The organism is Halomonas sp. MS1 (assembly GCF_024182575.1).
Taxonomy (GTDB): Bacteria; Pseudomonadota; Gammaproteobacteria; order Pseudomonadales; family Halomonadaceae; genus Vreelandella.
Genome location: NZ_CP098926.1, coordinates 391,054 through 404,992 on the forward strand (window position 1 = coordinate 391,054; position 13,939 = coordinate 404,992).

Consider the following 13,939-nt stretch of genomic DNA (forward strand, 5'->3'; position numbering starts at 1 on the left):
GAATCAGATTCAATGACTGCAGTGTAGGCCAGCTAGGCGAGTGAGATAAAGCGGGATACACTCACAAGATTATTGCTACTGAGCAACAATCAGAGATTAATTAAGGATCGTTCGTGCAACACTGGGATCGTATTGAGGCATTCGTCGAGGTGGTAAGACTGGGAACATTCTCAGCGGCCGCACGCCATTTAAAGGTATCGACATCGCATATTAGCCGCTTAGTGAGCCAGCTGGAAAATCAATTGGGTGTTCAGCTTTTGTACCGCACAACACGGCAAATTCGTTTAACCGATGCTGGGGCAATCTACGTAGAACACTGCCGCCATCTTTTTGATGGCCTGCGCGATGCAGAGCAAGCGATCAGCGAGCTTCAGGCAAATCCACGTGGGCTGCTGAAACTGACCTCGGCAACAACATTCGGCGAACGCTACGTCGCGCCACTGGTGAATGACTTTCAGTGCCTGCACCCGCAGCTTGAAGTGCATATGCACTTCACTAACCGCCCCGTAGAAATTATTGAAGAGGGCTACGATATTGCCATTCGTATGGGGGTACTCAAAGACTCTAGCTTGATTGCTCGGCGGCTATGCGAGCGGCAGGAGTATGTCGTGGGATCCCGGGCTTACTTCCGTCAAGCTACCCGGCCACATACGTTATCGGAACTTAGCCAGCACCGTTGCCTGATGGGTTCGCGGCCTAACTGGTTGTTTGAAGTCAACGGTCAGCGCCGCGAAGTTAAAGTGGAAGGCTGCTGGAGCGGCAATTCCGGCCCCGCGCTGCTTGACGCCGCACTTAAAGGACTGGGGCTTGCTCAACTGCCGGATTACTACGTAGCCCCCTATCTTGCCAGTGGCGAACTGGTGTCCGTTTTGGAACCTTTCCAACACAACGATACGGCGGTATGGGCGGTATACCCTCGACACCGCCACCTATCACCTAAAATCCGTCAGCTCGTCGATTACTTGGTGGCCAATATTGACGCAACGCTGCCCCCCTCTACTTACTAACACTCAATGGCGTTAACAGCCAAACCACCTTTTGACGTTTCTTTGTATTTATCCTGCATATCTCGGCCAGTGTCACGCATGGTGCGAATCACTTTATCCAACGATACAAAATGATCACCATCACCATGCATCGCCATACGCGCAGCATTGATCGCCTTCACCGAGGCAATGGCGTTTCGTTCAATACACGGCACTTGTACCAACCCCGCCACAGGGTCGCAAGTTAGGCCAAGATTATGTTCTAGACCAATCTCAGCAGCGTTCTCTACCTGCTTTGGCGAGCCGCCCAGCACTTCTGCAAGCCCCGCTGCGGCCATCGCACAAGCAGAGCCGACTTCTCCCTGGCAGCCAACTTCCGCACCGGAAATAGACGCGTTCTTTTTACACAATATGCCCATTGCTCCCGCGGCCAACAAAAAAGCCACTATGTCGTCGTCACAGGCATCTGGCTCAAATTTCAAATAGTACGCCAGCACAGCAGGCACAATACCGGCAGCACCGTTTGTCGGTGCAGTGACCATCCGTTTACCCGCGGCGTTCTCTTCATTCACCGCCAGCGCAAACAAATTGACCCAATCCATCACAGTAAAGCTCGATACAATTAAGCGTTGGTTCTGCGGCGGTGAAAGCAGCTGTTGGTGCAAACCATGGGCACGTCGCCGAACATTTAATCCACCGGGCAAGTGCCCCGTCGCTTTTAAGCCATTTTCAATGCTGGTGCGCATGGCTTGCCAAATCGTTAGCAGTTCTGTGCGAATCACCTCTTCACTGCGCCATGCTTTTTCGTTTTCAAACATGAGCTCACTGATACGCAAACCATTTGTTTGGCAGAGCGCTAACAACTCATTAGCCGTTTCAAATGGGTAAGGTAGCGCGGTTTTGTCTTCGTCTAGCCCACCCTGATCGGCGCAGGCTTGATCAACATAAAAGCCACCACCAAGGGAATAGTAAGTATTCGCCGCAATAACCGTATCGTCCTGATAAGCCGTTAACACCATAGCGTTCGGGTGAAATGGCAGGCAGTGGTCGTCCCACTCAATATCCTGGCTGCGATCAAACGATAGCGCTTGCCCATTAGGCAGCGTTAACAGAGCGCCTTCATCTAGCGCTCGTAGCCGCTCAGTCATGGTGTCAGGGTCAATTGACTCTGGCGTTTCACCCATCAAACCCATGATGACCGCACTATCAGTACCATGCCCGATGCCGGTAGAAGCTAGCGAACCGTGAAGCCTAACCACAATGCGCGTCAGCGACGGTGAGGTAACCGCTTGGCTAAAATCGCGCGCCGCACGCATCGGCCCAACCGTATGAGAGCTTGATGGGCCAATCCCAATTCTGAAGAGATCAAAAACGCTTATTGCCATTGTGTTGCCTGCCCCTCAGCGGTAGTTGTTGATTACCTAATAACCTAGTTACTTTGCAGCCTTAATCCACTATTAGTCGAGCAGCTCACATTAAGTTCGACGTGCGAGCACAGAAGTGTGGCGATATAATGAACATTCTTCTATGCATGTTTTTAAGCATCTCTCTTACAACGTCATCTCTCCGATAAGGATGTTGGTATGCCATCTTCCCCACCGCAGTGGCCACTCAGTTTTGGATATACGCTTCTGCGCGCAACGCTTTATATGCTTTTTGTCGCTGGTATCGCCCAGGGTGGATATTTTGAGGCTCTCTACCTACCCGATGTGCGCTATACCGAACTAGGCTTTACAGAGTTCGCTCAAACCCTGGTGCTGGCCAGCTGTTGTGGCTTACTCATCTACGTGCGCCAGGTACTCAAGGTATGGCCTACTGTTACGCTACTATTGCTGGCGTTTGTGGCTGCATCACTGGTACGCGAACAGGATTACTTTTTTGATTACTATGTTGCAGAAAATACTTGGAAAGTGCTGGTAGCGCTCATTGTCATCCCTAGCCTTGCCTGGGTAGTCGTGCAGCGACGTCGATTTATTGAGGAATTCTCTCATTATAGCAATACGTTCGCATTTGGGCTGTTCACTGCCGGTGTTCTCGTTACCTACATTTTTTCCCGCCTTTATGGTCGCCAAGACTTCTGGCGAGCCGTCATGCAAGACACTTATATTCGCGAGTTCAAAGACGTCGCAGAGGAAGCCATTGAGCTTTTAGGCTACAGCCTGATTCTATTTGCCATGATTGAGCTTCTGCTGATTGCTCGGCGTATTTACAAAGCGCGAATCGCCTCCCAGTAAGCCTTTGGCCTAAAGACCAGCAAGCCTTTGACCTAAAGAATAGTGCCGTAACGACAAAATCAAAAAGCCCGCCGTTCATAGAACGGCGGGCTTTTTGTTCATGGTGACGACTATCAGTTCACCACTTTCTATTTACTACATACCACTTACCACAGCCTACAAATCACTCATCAAGGAACGAGCGCAGCGGCTCAGAGCGGCTGGGGTGGCGTAGCTTGCGCAGCGCCTTGGCTTCGATCTGACGAATCCGCTCGCGAGTAACGTCAAACTGCTTACCCACTTCTTCTAGCGTGTGGTCGGTATTCATATCGATACCGAAACGCATGCGTAGCACTTTCGCTTCACGAGCAGTTAAGCCGCCAAGGACGTTACGCGTTGCTTCGATCAAGCCTTCGCCGGTGGCCATATCAATCGGCAACAGCATAGTGCCGTCTTCGATGAAGTCACCTAAGTGCGAATCGTCGTCATCACCAATCGGCGTCTCCATAGAGATCGGCTCTTTGGCAATTTTTAGCACCTTGCGTACTTTGTCTTCCGGCATTTCCAGACGTTCGCCCAGCTCTTCCGGCGTTGGCTCGCGGCCCATTTCCTGCAGCATCTGACGAGAAACACGATTGAGCTTATTGATCGTCTCGATCATGTGCACCGGAATACGGATGGTGCGTGCCTGATCAGCGATAGAACGCGTAATCGCCTGACGAATCCACCATGTGGCATAGGTCGAGAATTTGTAACCGCGGCGATATTCGAACTTATCAACCGCTTTCATCAAACCAATGTTGCCTTCTTGGATTAGATCCAGGAACTGCAGGCCACGGTTGGTGTACTTCTTCGCAATCGAAATTACCAAACGCAGGTTAGCCTCAACCATCTCTTTCTTAGCACGACGTGCTTTCGCCTCGCCGATAGAGAGCTTGCGGTTAACTTCTTTGAGGTCGGCCACGGTGAGCTGCACCATGTCTTCTTCAAAGGCAATTTTGCGCTGCGAACGAGCAATATCGGCGCGCAGTGGCTCAAGACGGTCAGCATACTTGGGCTGCGCTTCCTGGAAGGTGTCCAACCATTTTGGATTAGACTCGTACCCAGGGAACGACTTAATGAAGGTTTTGCGCGGTACTTTAGCTTTCTTCACGCACAGCTGCATAACCGCTTTTTCTTGGGCACGCACCTGCTCAACGCTAATACGTACTTGGCCAACCAAACGCTCAAAATGCTTCGGCACCAGCTTAATCGGCGAAAACAGCTCGGCTAAACGCGATTGCTCACTTTTAAGCTCAGCGCTACCACGCCCATATTTCGCCAACGCAGCTTCAACAGCGGCATTCTGTTCACGGATTTGTTCGAAACGAGCTTTCGCTTCTTCCGGATCAGGGCCTCCTTCGCTGGCCGTGCTGTCGTCGTCTTCGTCGTCACCGTCGCTGTCGAGATCATCATCATCGCTCAACTCGGCTTCCGGCTCAGGCTCGGGCACTTCGGCTTCTGCAACGCCTGGAATCCCCTCGTCGGGGTCGATAAAGCCAGAGAACAGATCAGACAAGCGACCAGGCGCTTCTTCATCCTGCGTGGCATCGTAAGCATCCAGGATAGAAGCAACAGCACCAGGCAAATACGCCAGCGCTGACATCACTTCCCGTGTGCCCTCTTCTATCCGCTTGGCGATTTCGATCTCACCTTCGCGGGTTAGAAGTTCAACCGTCCCCATCTCGCGCATGTACATGCGCACAGGGTCGGTAGTGCGACCGACGTCGCTTTCCACGGCGGCGAGTGCCGCGACGGCCTCTTCCGCAGCGGACTCGTCCGTGGAGTGATCCGACATCATCAAAGTGTCTTCATCTGGCGCTTCTTCAACGACACTAATACCCATGTCGTTGATCATGCCAATGATGTCTTCCACTTGATCCGGGTCGGCGATATCCTCGGGTAGATGGTCGTTGACCTCGGCATAGGTCAGGTAGCCCTGTTCCTTGCCGCGCGCGATCAACTCCTTCAGACGTGACTGCTGCTGCGCATTTCCAGCCATAGAAACCCTATCTCGACGAAGAAGAATGAAACACCTGGGGCGCTGAATCGATTAAACTCAACAAGCCGAACAGTATAGCGTAAATAGCAGGAATTTTTCCAGCGAAACGTATTTGCGCGGTCATTCAGGTGTGTTAGGTTGTTCGGTTAGGCCAGCGCCTGGCGACTGACCCTTTATTTGGTGCCAACGTTAGGAAAATTCAACCCTAGCGCCTCAAACTCTACTCATTCAAAGACAAACGCCGCAAAGCCGACTTAATGTCGTTGAACAAGCTCCATCATTAAGCTTGCCAAACGTTGCCGCTGCGCTTTATCTAGCTTTTGCCCAGAACGCTCTAAATCCAGCAACGCCTGGTACTCTTCCTGAGGCGATCGCTTGCGCTGAACCTCTACTAGATGCTCAACCAACCCTGTCAGCTCAGTCTCCCGGGTTCCCTTGGGAATCAGCAACTCCCGTGACGCCAACTCAGCCAAGACCTGACCTTCATGGCTCCCCTGAAAGTGCGCCAACACCACTTGCGGGCTGCGATAACGCCCGGCACGCAGCAACTCAATCAAGTCACGACATAGCGGTGCTTCTTCACTCTCCGGCAACCAATCCAGGGAGTCCGGCAGCGACGTCACTAAACCAGGCTCATGCAACAGTAGCTGCACAATACGCGCAACGGTTGAAAGCACTTGCGGGCGAGACGACTGGGCGCGCCCCTTTTGTGCCTTTTTACCAGCAGGCTTTGCGCTGACCAGTTGCTCCTCATGATGCTCAAACGGCATCATGTCGGGCGACTCAAGCGGCTCCCAGTGCACAGCCTCCTGCGAAGGCGCTTTCTGCGCCTCTTTTTGCGCACTGGCGGCCGCGCGTTTCTCAAGTAGCGTTTTCAGTTGCGATTGCGCCAATCCACTGCGCTTAGCTAACGCCTCCAACAGTAACGATTTGAGCATGCCTTCAGGCACTTTGTTCAATGCCTCAAGCACCTGACTTGCAAACCGCTCTCGCCCTTCCACGGTATTCAAGTCACGCCCCTGCGCTGCCTGCTCAAAAAGAAACTCAGATAGCGGCATCGCACAGGTAACGCGATCTTGAAATGCGTCGCTACCTTCACGGCGCACTAGCGTATCCGGGTCATCGCCTTCCGGCAGAAACAGGAAGCGCGCTTCACGACCGTCAATCATCTGCGGCAAGGCGGTTTCCAACGCACGGCTGGCCGCTTGACGCCCTGCACGGTCACCATCAAAGCAAAACACCACACGGCTGACTAAACGAAATAGTCGGCTTAGGTGGTCTTCTGTTGTAGCCGTCCCTAAGGTTGCGACAGCGTTGTTGATACCGTACTGCGCCAGAGCCACGACATCCATGTAACCTTCAACGATGACGAGCTGCTCAAGCTTGCTTGACGCTTGGCGAGCCTCATACAATCCGTACAGCTCACGTCCTTTGTGAAAGACAGGCGTTTCGGGCGAATTCAGATACTTAGGCTGCTCATCACCCATTACCCGACCGCCAAACGCGATGGTACGCCCCCTTAAATCCCGAATGGGAAACATCACTCGATCGCGAAAGCGGTCATACGTCCGCCCCGTGTCTTCACGGTGAATTAGCAAGCCATACTCTACTTGTACAGGCTCACCAATACCTCGCGCACTCAAGTGCTGTTTCAGGGCTTCCCACCCACCAGGCGCATAGCCAATACCATAAGTACTGACAACATCTGGCGATAACCCGCGTCCTTGCAGATAACGCTGTGCTCCCTGCCCTTCCTGCATTTTTAGCCGTTCTCGATAAAAACTGGCAGCAAGTTCAAGAAGATTAACGCCCTCTTTGCGCTTTTTTTCGCGTTGCTGGGCGCGCGGATCATCGGCACCCTCACGAGGAACATCCAGCCCTAAACGACTAGCCAACTGCTCAACCGCATCGGGAAAGGGTAGTTTGTCGTATTCCATTAGAAAGCGTAGCGCATTACCGTGGGCACCACACCCAAAGCAGTGATAAAACTGTTTATCAGCGCTAACCGTAAACGATGGGGTTTTCTCTTGATGGAAAGGACATAGCCCAGAATAGTTACGCCCGGCCTTTTTAAGCTGCACACGCTCACCAACCACCTCGACCACATCAACGCGGCCTAACAGGTCATCGATAAAACGTTGTGGAATTTGGCCTGCCATGAACTGCGGGCATCCTCGCGCAAAGCGCTAGTTCGCTTGCCTAGAGTCATCAAGCAAATTGCCAGATCACCATAAACAGCGATGAAACAAAACAAAAAACAAACGGCCACCTAGTGGCGGCCGCTTGACATCCCTCTTGAGATGGCCAGCTAACTGCTCCGGCCCCCTCGGGTACGGATCAATAGAGCCGTTCGAAACGCTTTTGCTCACGCTGAATTTTCTTGGCGTGGCGTTTTACGGCAGCTGCCGCTTTGCGTTTACGCTCAGCAGTCGGCTTCTCATAGTGCTCGCGGCGGCGTACTTCAGAAAGAACACCGGCTTTTTCGCAAGAACGCTTGAAGCGACGCAGGGCGACGTCAAACGGCTCGTTATCACGTACTTTTACAGAAGGCATTAAGCACTCACCTACCTTAAGGAGTCTTGAGTTCGGATAGTACGTACACTTTTAGAATACAGTGTACGACCCAGTTTTACAGCGCACAGTAGTCTAGTCGTGGTTGGCGATCTTTGCAAATGCTTACGCGCCTTAAGCATGAGAATGCTAAACTAGGCGACTGATTAGCAGCACTGGTTTCTAACCTGCAACTTTTTAACTTACAACGAGTTCTTCAGCTATGCGCGTACTGGGCATTGAAACGTCTTGCGATGAAACGGGCGTCGCGATTTATGATACTTCGCACACTGGAGGCCGCGGCCTGCTCGCCGACGCGCTGTATAGTCAAATTGCCATGCATGCCGAGTATGGCGGCGTGGTGCCTGAACTCGCTTCTCGCGACCATACGCGCAAACTGTTGCCACTGATCGAGCAAGTATTGCACGACGCCAAGCTGACGCGTAGCGACCTAGACGGCATTGCCTACACTGCTGGCCCGGGGTTAGTCGGTGCACTCATGGTGGGTGCCAGCACAGCGCATGGTATGGCACGTGCGCTGAACATCCCCGTACTGGGCGTACACCACATGGAAGGCCACCTGTTAGCCCCTATGCTGGAAGATGACGCCCCTGACTTCCCTTTCGTAGCCTTATTGGTCTCTGGCGGACACACTCAACTTGTCGAAGTACAGGCCCTTGGACACTACCAGTTACTCGGGGAATCCGTTGATGATGCCGCGGGTGAGGCCTTCGACAAAGCGGCCAAAATGCTCGGACTACCCTACCCCGGCGGCCCTCACGTTGCTAAGCTTGCTGAACAGGGCAACCCAAAACGCTTCCGCTTCCCACGACCAATGACCGACCGCCCTGGTCTAGACTTCAGTTTTTCGGGATTAAAAACCCACACGCTGACCGCTATTCGCCAATTGGATGCTGCCGGAGAGTTAGACACCCAGGCCAAGGCTGATGTGGCGAGAGCATTTGAAGAAGCCGTAGTGGACACCCTGGTTATCAAATGTCGCCGGGCACTGGATCAAACCGGATTGAAGCGCTTAGTGGTGGCAGGTGGCGTTAGCGCTAATCAACGCCTGCGCGAACGCCTCGCGATTGAAACACAGAAACGCAACGCGCGATCTTATTACCCTCGCGGGCGCTTTTGCACCGACAATGGCGCGATGATTGCTTATGTCGGCGCCCAACGACTGGCGGCGGGTGAGCAGGATGACAACGGCATTATGAAGGCTACGCCGCGCTGGCCGTTGGACACCTTAACGCCTACTTAACACCTATAGCTCCTACATCTATAGCCCCTGACTAGCCGCGTAGATGCGGCTCTTCTCCGCGGCGCAGGCGGCGAATATTTAACCCGTGACGGGCAAGCACCAGCAGGCTGAACCCACTCACAACCACAACATAGTCAGGTGCTAGCCACGCACAAGCCAGTGGCGCGACGAATGCACTAACGAGCGATGCTGCCGCTGCCATGCGTAGCCGCCAGGCAAGCAGCATCCAGCACACCGCACTAAGCAGCGCCACGCTGGGTACCAATATCAGCAGCACGCCAAACGCACTGGCAACCGATTTACCACCGCGAAACCTATGCCATAGTGGATAGCTGTGACCTAGCAGAACAGCAAATCCAACCGCCCCTTGCAACCAAACAGGCAGCCCTAACAATTTGGCTGCCAGCACTGCAGGTGCCCCTTTTAAGGCATCGAGTAAAAGCGTGGCGACGGCTAAACGCGGCCCGTACAGGCGCAGTACGTTCGAAAACCCAGGGTTACATGATCCCCGATATCGCGGATCAGGAACACCTGCTAGCCGGCATACGCTCAGCGCCGCTAACCAGCTTCCGCTTAAGTAGCCCACCACCATCCATATCACTCCGCCCACCATCTTGACTCCTACCCAGCGTTAGATCGTACCTAGCTGTCGTTTCGCGCTATCCTCAAGTACAATCCCCCGCTTGTTGACGCTAGAGGAATAGCTGTGGATCGCATTTTGATCGAAGCGCTGGCAGTAGATACCGTCATCGGTGTGTACGACTGGGAGCGCACTATTGTTCAGTCTTTGAGCTTGGACTTATCGCTCGCAACGGATATTCGTCCCGCCGCTGCTGCAGATGATTTGAGCCTGACGCTTGATTATGCAGCCATTTGCCAGCGAATTCAGCGCTTTGCTGACGAGCACCAATTTGCTCTCGTCGAGACATTTGCCGAGCGCCTAGCTGAGTGCTTACAGCAGGAGTTTTCCATTATCTGGCTGCGCCTTACCGTACGCAAACCGGGGGCCGTTCCACAAGCCGCTAGCGTCGGTCTTGAAATCACCCGCGGCACGCTTCCATGAGCTTGGTTACTCTCAGTTTAGGCAGCAATATCGATCCGGACACTCATATCCGCCTGTGCCTAGATGCGCTCGAAGACACGTTTGGCCCCCTTCAAATATCGCGCATATTTGAAAGCGAGCCGGTAGGATTTAGCGATAATCGCAACTTTTACAACCTTGTGGTTGCCTTTGATAGCGATTGGTCGGTGGGCGAGCTTCAGGCGTGGTCTAAGCAACTCGAAATTGCCCATGGCCGCACTCCCGATATGCTTAAGTGTAGTCCTCGAGCACTGGATATTGACCTGCTCGCAGTAGGCGGTATTTGCGGCACTGTTGACGGCGTTGCCCTGCCCCGAGGGGAAATCACGCACAATGCCTTCGTTCTACAGCCGCTAGCCGAACTGCTACCCGATCAGTATCACCCTATTTATGGCTTGTCTTACGCTGCGCTATGGCAGCGCTTTGAACTGGGGAGTCAACGCTTATGGGCCATCGACTTTCATTGGCGTGGGCGCTGGGTTTCCCAGGCAGACTCTGTGCCAAAGGCGGTGTCCGCTCGCTGAGCAAAGCCTATAACCAGCCCTTAGTGCGTATCCATCAGCGCACTTGCTACTGCCTGTTGGCGGTGTTCACGTAGCGCCTTGCCTAAAGCTGCACCGCGATAACCCGCTTGCAATAGCGCTTGAGGGTCAACGCTTTGTGCAGCCTGCCACGCCCGATCCAGCGGTTCGAGCGTATTCTCTGCTAAACGCTTAATAAGTTGTAACTGTGCCTTAACCTGCGCGGGCTTTCGCCAACCATCCAAACGTTCCAGCCAGTGCAGAACGCGTTCGTCACTTAATGGCTCGGCTAAGATGTCCCTACTCAGCGCTACATGGCGCGCCAGCTGCGTCACCGCATTCGGCAATCGCAATCTTATCGCCAGCGCATCACGCTGAGCATCATTCAATACCGACACCAGCAACGCGTAGCGCCAGTGAGCCAGTGGAAGTGAACTGTCGATAGCCAGCTGTGCAACCGTCTCAAGCGCCATCGCCTCAAGCGCGTTTGCCAGCACAACGTCATCTGTTAGCTCAGACCACCAAGCAGCCAGCGCTTCGCTATCATTTAAGGCGGTGAAGTAACGGTCAGGATTTGGTTCACCCAGCGCTTTTTCGGTTTCGACCCACACTCGCTCCGCAGCAAGGTGGCTAAGCTCACCACTGCGACTTACATCTCGCATTAGTTCGAGGGTTTCAGGCGCGATGGCAAACCCTAAATGTGCATAACGGGCAAGAAAGCGTGCCGTGCGAAGTACTCGTAAGGGATCTTCACTAAATGCCGGGGACACATGGCGTAATAGCCGCTGTTCAATATCCCGCTGACCGTTAAAGGGGTCAGTCAACGCACCATCAAAGCGCTGCGCAATCGCGTTGATGGTTAAATCACGTCTTGAAAGATCTTCTTCCAAGGTCACATCAGGGCTTGCATGTACTTCAAAGCCGCCATAACCGTGGCCAGACTTTCTCTCAGTGCGTGCTAGCGCATACTCTTCGGCGGTATCAGGATGCAGGAATACCGGAAAATCGCGCCCCACTGGTTTAAAGCCCCGCTGCTGCATGACTTCTGGCGTGGCACCGACGACGACCCAATCATTATCCACTATCGGCCAGCCTAACAGCGCATCGCGCACTGCCCCACCAACACGATAAACATCGAGTCCTTTGGTTTTCGCATCCACCTGAAACACGGCTATCGCCCTTTTTTCAATGTCTGGTGTTTTAATGTCTCGTATTTTAATGTCTAGGCTGACGGCTAGGTACGCTGATGCGTTCACCCGATTCAAGATTGAGAGCGGTTAACGACCCACCCCACACGCAACCAGTATCCAGCGCTTCAACCTTTATCTTGGCGTTCGGGGTTTGGCCCTCTAATGCCGCCCAGTGCCCGAATAACAGTTGAAGCGCATCTGCTCTTGGGTATTGAAACCAAGGGGCGAATCCGTCAGGCGCACTTTCCAAGCCTTCTTTGGCAGCGAAGTCTAGCCGACCATTAGCGTCGATAAAGCGCATGCGGGTAAATATATTGACGAGACAGCGCAAACGGTCAATCCCTTCTAGATCCTCATGGAACCGGTCAGGTTGATTACCAAATAGCTGCGTTAAAAAATCACCCGAACGCTCACTAAGCAAGGTCGTCTGCACTTCTTGACTAAACGATACCGCTTGCTCGGCGCACCACGCTGGTAATACACCGGCATGGGTCATCAGCGTATTGTTTTCATAAACTGCCAATGGCTGGCTTTGCAGCCAATCCAGCACCTGTTCGCGCTGTGGGGCCGCAAGAATATCGCTGAGGGTATCGTTTTTTTTCAGTTTGCCCCCGCCACGAGCCACCACCAATAAATGAAAATCGTGGTTACCCAGCACGCATCGAGCGGCGCTACCTAACGCCTGCACTTCCTGCAAGCAAGCCAGCGAGCCAGGGCCACGATTGACCAAGTCGCCAACCAGCCAGAGTGTATCGTTTGCTGCATTGAAGCTTAGCTTTTCTAGCAAACTGACAAACTCGGCATGACAGCCGTGCAGATCACCAATGGCATAGGTGCTCATCGCTCCCCCTTTTTGAGAATGGTCAGTGAAGCTGACGCGGCACCGCTAGCCTAAAAGGGGCAATGGGCACTTCAAAAGCTCGCTGGGTGTAGGTGTTAAGCAGCGTGTAAGCGCCTTCCATAACGCCTACCGGCGTTTGCAGAATGGCTCGACTGGTGTAGCGAAAACGCTGCCCCGGGCCAATTAATGGCTGCTGGCCCACCACCCCTTTGCCACGCACCTCTTGGCTATCACCGTTACCTTGGGTAATTTTCCAGTAGCGCGCCATGAGCTGCACGCTATGAGGGCTTTGGTTATGCACCGTCACGGTGTAACTAAACACGAAGCGCGACTCACGGTCATCTGACTCGGCTGCACGGTACTCAGGCGCGACGCTAACCTCAATGGCTAGGGCACTCACGCGTCGGTACTCCCATTACCACCAAGCGCTTCGTCAGTAGCCACTTGGTTGGCAATAGTGACGTACTCTGCAACCGTCAAGGTTTGAGGACGCCGTGCAGGATCAATGCCTAATGCTTCTAATGTTTCTGCGCTTACCCTGCCTTTCAGGTTATTGCGCAGTGTTTTGCGTCGCTGACCAAACGCTAGCTTGACCAGTTCAAACAGCAGCGCTGGGTCATCTGCTGTTTGGGGCAAACTTTCGTGAGGCGTTAGCCTAACAATGGCAGAGTCAACTTTCGGCCTGGGAACAAAGGCTTCCGGCGGTACGACAAACAGTTGATCCACGTGGCAGTAATATTGCGCCATCACCGACAGGCGCCCCCAATCAGTGCTACCTGGCTCAGCGGCCAAACGCTCAACGACCTCTTTTTGCAGCATAAAGTGCATATCGGCAATCGCATTGCCCATGGTTAACAGGTGCACTATCAACGGCGTCGAGATGTTGTAAGGCAGGTTACCGACCACTCGCAGCGCAGGGCCATCCCCTTTTAGCGCGGCGAAATCAAACTTTAGCGCGTCACCCTCATGAATAACAAAGTCAGGGTAGTTAAAAAACTGCACCCTTAAGCCCGGAATCAGGTCACGGTCTAATTCAATGACTTCAAGCTTTCCTGCCGCCTCTAGCAACGGAGCAGTGAGCGCGCCTTGCCCAGGGCCAATTTCGACGAGTCGGTCGCTTTCGCGAGGCCCAATGGCACGGACAATACGCGAAATGATGCCGAGGTCACGCAGAAAGTTTTGACCAAAGCGTTTACGAGCGCGGTGCTGCTGAGGCACTTGAGACATCTAACAGTGTTCCTTGGAGGGTTGA

General features: G+C 53.4%; 14 protein-coding genes. 5 read left to right on the forward strand and 9 right to left on the reverse strand.

Annotated elements, in window-relative coordinates; genetic code table 11:
* Nucleotides 1–113 precede the first annotated feature (113 nt).
* Nucleotides 114–1,007, forward strand: a complete 894-nt coding sequence (locus NF683_RS01935) for a LysR family transcriptional regulator (protein WP_253921144.1) — start codon at nt 114–116, stop codon at nt 1,005–1,007.
* Here NF683_RS01935 and NF683_RS01940 read toward each other — a convergent pair.
* Entirely contained in the window at nt 1,004–2,371 is a 1,368-nt protein-coding gene (locus NF683_RS01940) for an L-serine ammonia-lyase (protein ID WP_253921145.1), read from the reverse strand. The genes NF683_RS01935 and NF683_RS01940 overlap by 4 nt on opposite strands.
* Nucleotides 2,372–2,569: 198 nt before the next feature.
* Here NF683_RS01940 and NF683_RS01945 point away from each other — a divergent pair, with 198 nt between their 5' ends.
* On the forward strand, nt 2,570–3,220 hold the full coding sequence (locus tag NF683_RS01945; RefSeq protein ID WP_089039615.1) for a hypothetical protein: 651 nt from the start codon (nt 2,570–2,572) through the stop codon (nt 3,218–3,220).
* A gap of 163 nt (nt 3,221–3,383) precedes the next feature.
* Here NF683_RS01945 and rpoD read toward each other — a convergent pair whose 3' ends face one another.
* From rpoD to rpsU, 3 genes are all read right to left on the reverse strand, one after another.
* Complete coding sequence (rpoD, locus tag NF683_RS01950; protein ID WP_038477590.1) at nt 3,384–5,240, reverse strand: RNA polymerase sigma factor RpoD; 1,857 nt, start codon at nt 5,238–5,240, stop codon at nt 3,384–3,386.
* Nucleotides 5,241–5,494: 254 nt separating this feature from the next.
* The gene (dnaG, locus tag NF683_RS01955; RefSeq protein WP_253921146.1) at nt 5,495–7,399 is read right to left on the reverse strand and encodes a DNA primase; all 1,905 of its coding nucleotides are present in this window, start codon (nt 7,397–7,399) and stop codon (nt 5,495–5,497) included.
* Between the two features lie 178 nt (nt 7,400–7,577).
* Nucleotides 7,578–7,793 carry a 30S ribosomal protein S21 gene (gene rpsU / locus NF683_RS01960; RefSeq protein WP_007113641.1) on the reverse strand — a complete coding sequence of 72 codons (216 nt, stop codon included), beginning with the start codon at nt 7,791–7,793 and terminating at the stop codon, nt 7,578–7,580.
* Nucleotides 7,794–8,013: 220 nt separating this feature from the next.
* On the opposite strand from rpsU, the gene tsaD reads away from it, so the two are divergent.
* Entirely contained in the window at nt 8,014–9,054 is a 1,041-nt protein-coding gene (gene tsaD, locus NF683_RS01965) for a tRNA (adenosine(37)-N6)-threonylcarbamoyltransferase complex transferase subunit TsaD (RefSeq protein WP_253921147.1), read from the forward strand.
* Between the two features lie 31 nt (nt 9,055–9,085).
* Here tsaD and plsY read toward each other — a convergent pair whose 3' ends face one another.
* The gene (plsY, locus tag NF683_RS01970; RefSeq protein ID WP_089040937.1) at nt 9,086–9,655 is read right to left on the reverse strand and encodes a glycerol-3-phosphate 1-O-acyltransferase PlsY; all 570 of its coding nucleotides are present in this window, start codon (nt 9,653–9,655) and stop codon (nt 9,086–9,088) included.
* Between the two features lie 105 nt (nt 9,656–9,760).
* Between plsY and folB the strand changes: the two genes are divergently transcribed.
* Both folB and folK read left to right on the forward strand, forming a co-directional pair.
* A complete protein-coding gene (gene folB, locus NF683_RS01975; RefSeq protein ID WP_095603986.1) occupies nt 9,761–10,117 on the forward strand; it encodes a dihydroneopterin aldolase in 357 nt (118 codons plus the stop codon).
* On the forward strand, nt 10,114–10,659 hold the full coding sequence (gene folK / locus NF683_RS01980; protein WP_089039619.1) for a 2-amino-4-hydroxy-6-hydroxymethyldihydropteridine diphosphokinase: 546 nt from the start codon (nt 10,114–10,116) through the stop codon (nt 10,657–10,659). Before folB ends, folK begins: the two co-directional genes overlap by 4 nt.
* 20 nt (nt 10,660–10,679) lie before the next feature.
* On the opposite strand, the gene NF683_RS01985 is transcribed toward folK, so the two are convergent.
* The 4 genes from NF683_RS01985 to rsmA are packed head-to-tail and all read right to left on the reverse strand — an operon-like array spanning nt 10,680 to nt 13,914.
* Nucleotides 10,680–11,825, reverse strand: a complete 1,146-nt coding sequence (locus NF683_RS01985; protein ID WP_253921148.1) for a polynucleotide adenylyltransferase — start codon at nt 11,823–11,825, stop codon at nt 10,680–10,682.
* Nucleotides 11,826–11,871: 46 nt separating this feature from the next.
* On the reverse strand, nt 11,872–12,687 hold the full coding sequence (locus NF683_RS01990; RefSeq protein ID WP_253921149.1) for a symmetrical bis(5'-nucleosyl)-tetraphosphatase: 816 nt from the start codon (nt 12,685–12,687) through the stop codon (nt 11,872–11,874).
* 22 nt (nt 12,688–12,709) lie between these two features.
* A complete protein-coding gene (apaG, locus tag NF683_RS01995) occupies nt 12,710–13,087 on the reverse strand; it encodes a Co2+/Mg2+ efflux protein ApaG (protein ID WP_089039622.1) in 378 nt (125 codons plus the stop codon).
* Nucleotides 13,084–13,914, reverse strand: a complete 831-nt coding sequence (rsmA, locus tag NF683_RS02000; RefSeq protein ID WP_089039623.1) for a 16S rRNA (adenine(1518)-N(6)/adenine(1519)-N(6))-dimethyltransferase RsmA — start codon at nt 13,912–13,914, stop codon at nt 13,084–13,086. Before rsmA ends, apaG begins: the two co-directional genes overlap by 4 nt.
* Between the last annotated feature and the right edge of the window lie 25 nt (nt 13,915–13,939).

Coding starts and splice junctions, on each gene's coding strand:
- NF683_RS01940 (WP_253921145.1), bottom strand. CDS start 2,371: ATGGCAATAAGCGTTTTTGATCTCTTCAGAATTGGGATTGGCCCATCA.
- NF683_RS01945 (WP_089039615.1), top strand. CDS start 2,570: ATGCCATCTTCCCCACCGCAGTGGCCACTCAGTTTTGGATATACGCTT.
- rpoD (WP_038477590.1), bottom strand. CDS start 5,240: ATGGCTGGAAATGCGCAGCAGCAGTCACGTCTGAAGGAGTTGATCGCG.
- dnaG (WP_253921146.1), bottom strand. CDS start 7,399: ATGGCAGGCCAAATTCCACAACGTTTTATCGATGACCTGTTAGGCCGC.
- rpsU (WP_007113641.1), bottom strand. CDS start 7,793: ATGCCTTCTGTAAAAGTACGTGATAACGAGCCGTTTGACGTCGCCCTG.
- tsaD (WP_253921147.1), top strand. CDS start 8,014: ATGCGCGTACTGGGCATTGAAACGTCTTGCGATGAAACGGGCGTCGCG.
- folK (WP_089039619.1), top strand. CDS start 10,114: ATGAGCTTGGTTACTCTCAGTTTAGGCAGCAATATCGATCCGGACACT.
- NF683_RS01990 (WP_253921149.1), bottom strand. CDS start 12,687: ATGAGCACCTATGCCATTGGTGATCTGCACGGCTGTCATGCCGAGTTT.
- rsmA (WP_089039623.1), bottom strand. CDS start 13,914: ATGTCTCAAGTGCCTCAGCAGCACCGCGCTCGTAAACGCTTTGGTCAA.